The organism is Algibacter sp., assembly GCF_049667265.1.
In the GTDB taxonomy this organism is placed as follows: domain Bacteria; phylum Bacteroidota; class Bacteroidia; order Flavobacteriales; family Flavobacteriaceae; genus Algibacter_B.
This window is the reverse complement of sequence record NZ_JBATHX010000064.1, coordinates 1-9,439: the sequence shown is the minus strand read 5'-3', so window position 1 is coordinate 9,439 and position 9,439 is coordinate 1. Positions and strand designations below refer to the sequence as shown.

Below are 9,439 nucleotides of genomic sequence, written 5' to 3'. Positions count from 1 at the left end.
AGTTATGGCAGAAAAAGAGGCCAAAATTAAAGTAGCCAAAGAAAGAGAACTAGAAAATTTAAGAAAAAGGAACGATTCAGTTATCAACGCAAAAGCACAACAAGATGCCTTGGCAAAAATTAAAAATCAAAATACAATTAGTGAAACCCAAAAGGAGCAACAAAAATTACTTATTGAAAAAAGACGTTACGATTCTATTGTAAAAGTTAGAGAGCAAGAATCAAAACAATTAATGGAATTAAGAAGAAAAAATGATTCTATATCTAGAATTATTGATCAAGAACGAAAAGAATTAGAATCAATTAGAAATAATAGGGCAACGGCGCAAGAAACAATTAATACAAATTCTAATTCAGAAGAAGATAAAAGAAAAAAAGCACTTCTTGAAAGGATGAAATTTAGAGATTCATGTCATTATCAAATTAACGAATATGACAAATTTTATAATATCACCACCATTAGAACCGAACCTTATAGTTTAGGAAACAACTTAACCGTAGAACTATATAAACAAGGCAGGAAAGAAAATGTCTTTTTTAATTATAAAGGCGATTTAGGGTGTGCTTCATATCTTCCTAACCAAAGGTCGACTGTAAAAGTAACTTTAGAGGACAATAGAACTATCGCCTTTTATCACTCTTGGGATATTGAATGTGGTGACACGTTCCTTTTTAAAGCGAGTTTATCAATTAACCAAATTGAAATTTTGAAAAAATCTCCAATAAAATCTATTATAATTCGTGGAACAGAAGGCTATAAGGAAATAAATTTTATAGAATATAAAGAATTCTTTATGGATAAATTGAAATGCATTCAATAAGAATTTAAAAATTAATTAAAAAAGGCTTTCAATTAATTGAAAGTCTTTTTTAATACGCTCATCTCAACAAGAATAGATATCCAGACAAAGTTCCGCTTTGAAAACAAAAAATCCAAACTTATAAATTTAAACAAGCTTGATTTAACGAAATAATTGGATTGCATATCCAGACAAAGCTCCGCTTTGAAAATAAAAAATCCAAACTTATAAATTCAAGCAAGCTTGATTTAACGTTTGGATTTTTTATTTATTCGTGACCTCGACTGGATTCAAACCAGTAACCTCTTGAGCCGTAATCAAGTGCGCTATTCAGTTGCGCCACGAGGCCTTTTTTGTGGGTGCAAATATACATTTTTTATTAAAACACTACCAAAATATTTCTTTCTTATTAATCAAATTATTTTTATTTTTTTCAACCAAGTAATTAAACAGGTAAGTAACCAATGTTACAATACTATTGTGTGTTTTCAATTAATTTTATAATATAAAATTAATGTCATGATGAGAAAATTTGCTTTGTTATTACTAGGTTCCATTTTAATTTTTAGCTGTAATAACGCTAAAAACAAAGAATATACAGCATTCGAAAAACAATTAAAAGCCAATAATCATCCAGGAAAAAAGCTCATGGAAACCAATTGTTATGTTTGCCACAGCCCTTCTGCTACAGAGGATGACAGAATAGCTCCACCAATGATAGCCATAAAAAAACATTATATTAATGATGATACCACCAAAGAAGAATTTATTTCTGCCATGCAAGCTTGGATAAAAAACCCAAACGAAGGTGATGCCAAAATGTTTGGTGCAGTTAGCCGCTTTGGCGTTATGCCAAAAACACCTTACCCAGAGGAAACCATCAATGAAATAGCAGATTATATGTATGATTTTGATATTGAGCAACCAGAATGGTTTGAAGATCACTTTAATCAACAAAAAGGAAATCGCAATGGGCAAGGCATGGGAAAAGGCATGGGAAAAGGTAATGGAAATGGTTATAGAAAACAACAATCTCAAATCCAATTTCAAGATTTACCATATGGCGAACGCGGGCTGAAATATGCCTTAGCTACAAAAGCTGTTTTAGGTAAAAATTTATTAGGAACCATTCAGAAAAAGGGAACCCTTGAAGCATTAGCGTTTTGTAATGAAAAAGCATACCCTTTAACAGATAGCATGTCTGTAGTTCATAACGCAAAAATAAAACGTGTATCCGACAAACCACGAAACCCAAACAATCAAGCAAATTCTGAGGAGTTAGCGTATATTGAAACATTTAAAAAGGTTATTTCAAAAAACGAAGAACCAAATCCCATTGTAAAAGAATTGGGTGAAAAAGTGCACGTTTATTACCCTATTACCACAAACAATATGTGTTTACAATGCCATGGCACCACTAATAAAGCAATTGAACAAGGAACATTAACAAAATTAACTGCCCTCTACCCAAAGGATAAAGCGGTAGGATATGATATAAATGAAGTTAGAGGGATTTGGAGTATTACTTTTGATAAATAATCATTTCTGGTATGAGCAAATTTTTTAAATATGATAATTCAAATTCCTAAAACTTTAATGTTAAAAACCCTATTTGATATTTTAAACATTGGAACTTATAGTTAATTATTAACCTATCCTGACAAATATCATGTTTAGTGAAATTTACAATTAATATTTTTATCCTTTAGAAAAACGACAAAAAAATTATTTATGATAACTCAAAACATTGCATTATATAATTGGAGTAATGGCGTAATAATGATTGCCATTTTTGGATTAGTCTGTTTAGCTTTAATAGGTATTTTAGTGAAATTTATGGTTAGTGGAGATAGAAAAAATGATAAACCTAAAGAAGAATAATCAATTACTATAATAATAAAAAAAGGAGCGCATTAATTATGTGCTCCTTTTTTTTTATTATTTAAAATTTATACTGTAAAAAGGCCGAGAAATTTCGTCCTGGTTCTGTTATTGGAGTGCGTCCAAAATCTGCTTGATTAGTAAATGAGAAGTTTAAATGACTATTGTAAGCTTCGTCAAAAGCATTAATAACAGCAACACCTAAAGTAATATTCTTAATTGGTTTTACGCCAAATCGAACATCGAGTGTTTGGTAACCATCAGTTTCCGTTTCGCCAAAACTAGCTGAAATATTATCTTGTTTTGACACAACATTGTATTGCACATTTCCCCAAAATTTTTCTTTCTGAAATCCTAATCTTAACTTCGTATTAAAGGGAGGCGTTAAAGGTAAAGACTCATTTAAATCTTTGTTTTTAGCATACACATACGCTACTTCTGTTGTAAAATAATAATCGTTTAAAAAATCTATTTGTGCCATAGCTTCAAAACCCGTTTTGTAAGCTTCGTCTATATTTTGAAACACTTTCACACTTGTAGGGTCTGTCGTAGGATTAAATTTCCTCATTATGGTTGGATCAACAATTCCAACAATATAGTTTTCAAAAAACGAATAATAAAAAGAAGTTTCATACTTAAAACTATTAAAACCTTTTTTTAAAGGTTCGGTTCCCTTAAATCCAATTTCAAATTGATTATTAACTTCTGCTTTTAAATTTGGGTTTCCAATATATTCGTAAGGATCTTGACCAACAGTAAAGTGATTAATAAATCGCTCAATCATATTAGCAGACCTCACACCACGACCATAAGCAGCTTCTAATGTAAAATTATCAGCAACTCTATTTTTAATAGAAACCGTTCCGCTAATATTATGTTCTGTACGTTTTTCTAAGTCATACATGGCAGCAAAATCAGCTTCAGGATCTTGTATGTCTGAGGTCACATTATCATATCTAATACCAGCATTAAATATCGTTTTTGGACTTATACTATATTTTGCTTCAGTAAATATACCTAAATCTGTAATGTATGAATCTTGCCAAACCTTATCGTTAAATGTCATAGGCATTGGCAACAGATTGCCATTCATTATTTTCACCAATCTCGTTCTGCCGCCATCTCTAGCAACATGCATAGCATCTAAACCTGAAAAAATATTTAACTTTTCTAGTGGTTTCCAGTTTAATTCTAATTTCCCTCCAATGGTTGTTGCATCAACTGCAGATGCTGCTTCCATCATCATAAAAGAGGGTCTGTTATCATTTGTCATTAAATGATCAACATAACTGTAATAAGCTTTTGCAGTTAATGATTTAGCAATTGTACCAATATTATCTAATTTATAATCTAACGACAAAATGCTACTATTATCATATTCTGTATCCATTGGCAAAGCTGCATGCAAAACGTCACGACCAAAAGATTGTCTCCAATGTGCTTGTAAACGCTGGTTGTCTGAGAAGTTGTAACCTAATTTAATTCCGTAATCTGTACTTTTAAATGAGGAGGGAATTTCTATACCATCACCATCTTCATAATTACCAAAATCTCTATAGCCAGCATTTGCAACAATATCATATTTTTCTTGAATGTATTGTAACTGCGCCAAGTTTACTATAGAGTTTCCATTGCTTTCATACCCAGCAGATACTTTTCCGTGTAAACCATAATCTTCATAATCTGGTTTTTGAGTTACCAAGTTTACAATTCCACCAAAAGTTGCTCCATATCTAACGGTATACGGACCTTTTATAATTTCAATTTTTGAAATTTCTTCAGGAATAATATGCGTAGTAATAGGATCCATTCGGTTCGGACATGCATGCATAGCTTTGGTTCCTCCGTCATACTGAATATTTAATTGTTCATATTGAGCGGCTCTAAACGAAGGATCGATGGCATAATTCCCTCTTTTAATTACAGAAAATCCATTGATGTTATTAAACAAATCAGCAACATTTTTAGGTTGCACAATATCTTCCTCGTAATTATTAGAAACAATAGTTAGTACTGGATCTTGTTTAATATTTCCAGTAATTAAAACTTCATCTAGTATATTAATCTTTTGTTTTGTGGTGTCTTTTTTAGTTTCGTTATGTTCTTGACCAAAAGACATAGCAGTAATAAGCGCGCAAAATAGCACACTATATATTGTTTTCATGTATAGTATTTTTATATTTTATTTAATTGCTAGTGGTAGAAAAAACTACCCGTAATTGAATAAAAACTACACTTGAGGTGGGTGAAAACAATCATTTATTCTGTTAAATGAATATAGATTTTGATAGATTGTTGGATTCTCTTTTTTAAATGATTCTTTGTGATGAAACACTATAGATTCGTAAATACTTGAAAATAATATGAGTTCTTTGAAGTCTAAAATACTTTCAGGCGTATTCTGTTTTTTATCTTGTGATTGAGCCACTTTTTTTAATTGACATTTACCATCACATTGCAACTCAGGTTTATCAGTATTCTCACAAAGATTTTCTATAAAACCGACTGGATCAATTTCAAAATAAGCAAACGTTACCGAAGATTTTATGCTATTGAATACAATCAATACCATTAGTAGTAACGCAACAATGTATTTGCTTATTTTCATGCTTCAAATATAAAAAAACTGGTAAAACTTAGTAATGACTTTTATCATAAAAAATGATGATATTTATTTGAAAGCTCTCTTTGTTTTTTTGAATTCAATTTTCAAAGTTCACAATAAAAAAACCTAGGAGTAGTAACTCATGTTACATAGTAAAATATTATTACACACTACATTTGTTATATATTTAATTAATACCTAGTTATCATGAATACAAATGAAATTATAAAAGAAGAACAAGTATTTACAATGCCAAGAATTGGTGATAAAGCACCAGAATTTAAAGCCGTAACTACACAAGGAGAAATTAATTACCCTTCTGATTATACCGGAAAATGGTCTATATTATTTAGTCATCCAGCGGATTTTACACCTGTATGCACTTCCGAATTTATGACGTTTGCTCATTTAGAAGAAAAATTTGAAAAAGCAAACTGTAGTCTTATTGGTTTATCAATTGATGGTTTATACAGTCATATTGCTTGGTTAAGAACCATTAAGGATAAAATTGAATTTAACGGAATGAAAAACATCGAAGTTAAATTCCCTTTAATTGAAGATATCTCAATGGAAGTTGCCAAAAAATACGGCATGATTCAGCCAGGAGAAAGTAAAACTCAAGCTGTAAGAGCTGTCTTTTTTGTGGACCCAAAAGGAATTGTTCGCGCCCTTATTTATTATCCTTTAAGTTTAGGTCGTAATTTTGATGAATTATATAGAGCGCTCATTGCCATGCAAACGTCTGATAAATTTAATGTAGCAACTCCAGCAGATTGGAATCCTGGCGACGATGTCATTATATCTCCTGCCGGATCTTGTGGCGTAGCAGAAGAAAGAATGACTTCTACTGAAGAATTAGATTGTAAAGATTGGTTCTTCTGTACGAAAAAGTTAAATAAAGATTTAGTATTGAAAGAAATATTGAAATCTTAGTCTATAAAATGATTTAGGAGCCTCTGATTTGAGGCTCTTTTTTTTGTGATAAAAGTTACTTATCAATCAATTGAAAGGTTATATTTTTGAAAAACATAAAATCAAGTAATGGAAGACATGCTCTTTTACGATAGATTGCAATTTGCTTTCACTATCACATTTCACTACATATTTCCGCAATTAACCATGGGATTATCGCTAATGATAGTCTATTTCAAATGGAAATATTTAAAAAATAACATCGAAAAATATAACAACGCTGCAAAGTTTTTCATGAAAATCTTTGCTGTTAATTTTACAATGGGTGTTGTGACTGGAATTCCAATGGAATTTCAATTTGGTACCAATTGGGCAAAGTTTTCTGAGCTAACAGGCGGAATTATTGGACAGACCTTGGCAATGGAAGGCATGTTCTCTTTCTTTTTAGAATCCTCATTTTTAGCGCTATTCATTTTTGGTGAAAAATTAATGGGACAAAAACTACATTTCCTAACTGGCTTTTTAGTGTTTTTAGGCTCTTGGGCAAGTGGTTGGTTTATTTTGGCGACCAATGCTTGGATGCAGCATCCTGTAGGTTACGAGATTTTAGACAATGGTAAATATGTATTAGAAAATTTTTCAGCTCTATTTACTAATCCTTGGCTTCTGCCTGCTTTTTTACATAATCAATTCGCATCTGTTGTTACTTCAGCATTTGTGGTGTCAAGTATAGGTGCTTTTTATATTTTAAGAGATAAACATTCTGAATATGGAAGATTATTTTTAAAAACTGGCGTGGTATTCGGATTAATATCTAGTGTGTTAGTAGCTTTTCCAACAGGAGATTGGAACGCTAAAAACGTTGCAAAACACCAACCAGGAACCTTTGCGGCTATGGAAGGTATTTTTGAAACAGAAGAAGCTGGAGCCGAAATTGTCCTTATTGGACAACCTAATATGATTGAAAAAAAGTTAGATAATAAAATAGCTGTTCCTAATATATTAAGCTTTTTAACCTATCAAGAATGGGATAAACAAATTCCGGGAATGGATCAGTTTAAAAAAGAAGAATTACCAGATAATATTCCTGCACTTTATTACTCCTACCATATTATGGTTGGTTTAGGTACAATATTTATTGGCGTGATGGCTTTAGCACTTTTCTTTTTATGGCAAAAAAAACTATATAATATAAAGCCTTTACTATGGACTATTATGTTTTTAGTTCCGTTTCCTTATATAGCAAACATTACAGGATGGTACACGGCAGAAATAGGGAGACAACCATATTTAGTTTACGGTTTATTAAAAACAAGTGATGGTATTTCACCTACAGTTTCTTCTGGTAATACATTATTTACATTATTGGGTTTTGTTGCCTTATATATGCTACTAGGTTTATTGTTTTTAGTCTTAGTAGGTAAAACTATTAACGAAGGACCAACACCTAAAACACATTAATTATGGAAATATTTTGGTACATAGCAATAGGAATTGTTCTAACAATATTTTTTATTTTAGATGGTTATGATTTTGGTGCAGGAATCATTCATTTGTTTTTTGCTAAAAAGGAAAAAGATAAAGAAGTTATAACAAAATCTGCGGGGCTATTTTGGGATTCTAACGAGGTATGGTTGGTTGCAGCTGGAGGGATGCTTTTTATGGCTTTTCCAACGTTTTACGCTTCTGTTTTTAGTGGTTTCTATTTACCATTAATTATTGTTTTATGGCTCATTGTTTTTAGAGCAATTGGATTGGAATTTAGAGGTCAATTTAAGTATCAAATGTGGAAAGATATTTGGGACAAATCCTTTGGAGTTTCTAGCATATTACTAGCCTTATTTTTTGGTATCGCTTTAGGCAATATCGTTAGAGGTGTAAATTTAGGTGGTGTTAATAATGGAATTTCGGTTCATGAAGGTCATTATTTTTTCTTACCCTTATGGGATAGTAGTTTTAGTCCACTTGCTGAACATCCTGGAGTTATAGACTGGTTTACAATTATTATAGGATTAATTTCGGTTGTAACTTTAGCAATTCATGGAGCTAATTGGATAATTTTAAAAACCAATTCAACCATAAATGGGAAGCTAAAAGGAATTATTTTCAAGTTAAATATTGCGCTTACTATTCTTACCATTTTTTCTTTATTAGTTTGGCAAAAAGTAAATCCTTATGCTTTAGATAATTTTAATGAAAAACCCTATTTATTAGTGTTTCCGCTTATTTATTTAACAGGGTTGATTGGCATGTTTTTTATTAAGAAAATCAAAAAAGACAGTCATGCGTTTGCCTTGTCAACCTTAATAATTGTAGGTGGAATTACATCATCTCTAGCATCATTATTCCCAGTAATATTACCTTCTGTAAATGATACGCATGAGCATTTAACCATTTACAATACTGCTGCATCAGAATATGGATTATCAGTCGCCTTAACTTGGGGTATTATTGGTTTTATTCTTCTCATTGTTTATTTCATTGTTCAAAAAAGACTAATGGCTGGAAAAATAGATAAGATGGATTATGGACATTAGTATAACGATACTATTATGACAGGGACTTTAATTTCATTAATCAGTATTCTTATTGGAATTGTTGGAGCCAATTTGTTTGGCTATTTTAATAGGAAATACACTTTTGGTTTTAAGGGGAATACTTTAATTGGTGTTTTTGGAAGCATTTTATTAATCAAAACTTTTGGACGATTAGGTTTTGACCCATGGCACATAATGAAAGATGGGGAGTTTGATGGATTAAGACTAATAATTAATTTGTTCGTTTCTGCTTTAGGTGGCGTTTTGGGTCTTGTATTTGCGAAAATGATTTATAGCAAAATGAACCGATAATGAGTATTATATGTTATTCAAAAGTTAAAAAATAATCAAACAGTATCATGTTTGATTATTTTTTGTAAATTTGTTAACCATTTGGTTAAACCATATAGTTGAAATGAAAAAAACAAAAGACGAAACTACCGAAGAACAGATATTAGATGCTGCTAAAAACGTATTTCAATCTAAAGGAATGGATGGGGCGCGTATGCAAGAAATTGCAGATAAGGCAGGAATAAACAAAGCCATGCTCCACTATTATTATAGAAGTAAACAATTGTTGTTTGAAGCAGTTTTCAAAAATGCGTTTTCATTACTAGCACCACAATTAAATGCTGTATTAAACGATGATTCTTCTATCGAAGACAAGATTAGAAATTTTACTTCAAACTATATTTCCTTTATTGT

10 protein-coding genes and 1 tRNA gene are annotated in these 9,439 nt (G+C 31.1%); 8 read left to right on the top strand and 3 right to left on the bottom strand.

Annotated elements, in window-relative coordinates; translation table 11 throughout:
* Nucleotides 1-820, top strand: an 820-nt coding sequence (locus WBN21_RS02430) for a hypothetical protein (protein WP_424197711.1), incomplete at its 5' end; no start/stop codon positions are given.
* 254 nt (nucleotides 821-1,074) lie between these two features.
* Here the strand turns inward: WBN21_RS02430 and WBN21_RS02425 are convergent.
* Nucleotides 1,075-1,148 (bottom strand) — tRNA-Arg (locus WBN21_RS02425).
* Between the two features lie 170 nt (nucleotides 1,149-1,318).
* Here WBN21_RS02425 and WBN21_RS02420 point away from each other — a divergent pair.
* On the top strand, nucleotides 1,319-2,338 hold the full coding sequence (locus WBN21_RS02420) for a Tll0287-like domain-containing protein (protein WP_424197710.1): 1,020 nt from the start codon (nucleotides 1,319-1,321) through the stop codon (nucleotides 2,336-2,338).
* Between the two features lie 192 nt (nucleotides 2,339-2,530).
* Nucleotides 2,531-2,680, top strand: a complete 150-nt coding sequence (locus tag WBN21_RS02415) for a hypothetical protein (protein ID WP_424197709.1) — start codon at nucleotides 2,531-2,533, stop codon at nucleotides 2,678-2,680.
* Nucleotides 2,681-2,741: 61 nt separating this feature from the next.
* Here the strand turns inward: WBN21_RS02415 and WBN21_RS02410 are convergent, their stop codons facing one another.
* Both WBN21_RS02410 and WBN21_RS02405 read right to left on the bottom strand, forming a co-directional pair.
* A complete protein-coding gene (locus WBN21_RS02410; RefSeq protein WP_424197708.1) occupies nucleotides 2,742-4,844 on the bottom strand; it encodes a TonB-dependent receptor domain-containing protein in 2,103 nt (700 codons plus the stop codon).
* A 66-nt stretch (nucleotides 4,845-4,910) separates the two neighbouring features.
* A complete protein-coding gene (locus WBN21_RS02405) occupies nucleotides 4,911-5,246 on the bottom strand; it encodes a hypothetical protein (RefSeq protein ID WP_424197707.1) in 336 nt (111 codons plus the stop codon).
* 246 nt (nucleotides 5,247-5,492) lie between these two features.
* Here WBN21_RS02405 and WBN21_RS02400 point away from each other — a divergent pair, with 246 nt between their 5' ends.
* The 5 genes from WBN21_RS02400 to WBN21_RS02380 all read left to right on the top strand — a co-directional run.
* A complete protein-coding gene (locus WBN21_RS02400; protein ID WP_424197706.1) occupies nucleotides 5,493-6,218 on the top strand; it encodes a peroxiredoxin in 726 nt (241 codons plus the stop codon).
* A 108-nt stretch (nucleotides 6,219-6,326) separates the two neighbouring features.
* A complete protein-coding gene (locus WBN21_RS02395; protein ID WP_424197705.1) occupies nucleotides 6,327-7,658 on the top strand; it encodes a cytochrome ubiquinol oxidase subunit I in 1,332 nt (443 codons plus the stop codon).
* Between the two features lie 2 nt (nucleotides 7,659-7,660).
* Nucleotides 7,661-8,734, top strand: coding sequence for a cytochrome d ubiquinol oxidase subunit II (gene cydB, locus WBN21_RS02390; RefSeq protein ID WP_424197704.1), 1,074 nt, complete (start codon nucleotides 7,661-7,663; stop codon nucleotides 8,732-8,734).
* A 15-nt stretch (nucleotides 8,735-8,749) separates the two neighbouring features.
* On the top strand, nucleotides 8,750-9,046 hold the full coding sequence (locus WBN21_RS02385; RefSeq protein WP_424197703.1) for a hypothetical protein: 297 nt from the start codon (nucleotides 8,750-8,752) through the stop codon (nucleotides 9,044-9,046).
* Between the two features lie 103 nt (nucleotides 9,047-9,149).
* Nucleotides 9,150-9,439 (top strand): TetR/AcrR family transcriptional regulator (locus tag WBN21_RS02380; RefSeq protein WP_424197702.1); only part of this gene is annotated, 290 nt, incomplete at its 3' end.

Bases quoted from the DNA above. Each gene is read 5' to 3' on its own strand.
- WBN21_RS02420 (WP_424197710.1), top strand. From the start codon at position 1,319: ATGATGAGAAAATTTGCTTTGTTATTACTAGGTTCCATTTTAATTTTT.
- WBN21_RS02415 (WP_424197709.1), top strand. From the start codon at position 2,531: ATGATAACTCAAAACATTGCATTATATAATTGGAGTAATGGCGTAATA.
- WBN21_RS02410 (WP_424197708.1), bottom strand. From the start codon at position 4,844: ATGAAAACAATATATAGTGTGCTATTTTGCGCGCTTATTACTGCTATG.
- WBN21_RS02400 (WP_424197706.1), top strand. From the start codon at position 5,493: ATGAATACAAATGAAATTATAAAAGAAGAACAAGTATTTACAATGCCA.
- WBN21_RS02395 (WP_424197705.1), top strand. From the start codon at position 6,327: ATGGAAGACATGCTCTTTTACGATAGATTGCAATTTGCTTTCACTATC.
- cydB (WP_424197704.1), top strand. From the start codon at position 7,661: ATGGAAATATTTTGGTACATAGCAATAGGAATTGTTCTAACAATATTT.
- WBN21_RS02385 (WP_424197703.1), top strand. From the start codon at position 8,750: ATGACAGGGACTTTAATTTCATTAATCAGTATTCTTATTGGAATTGTT.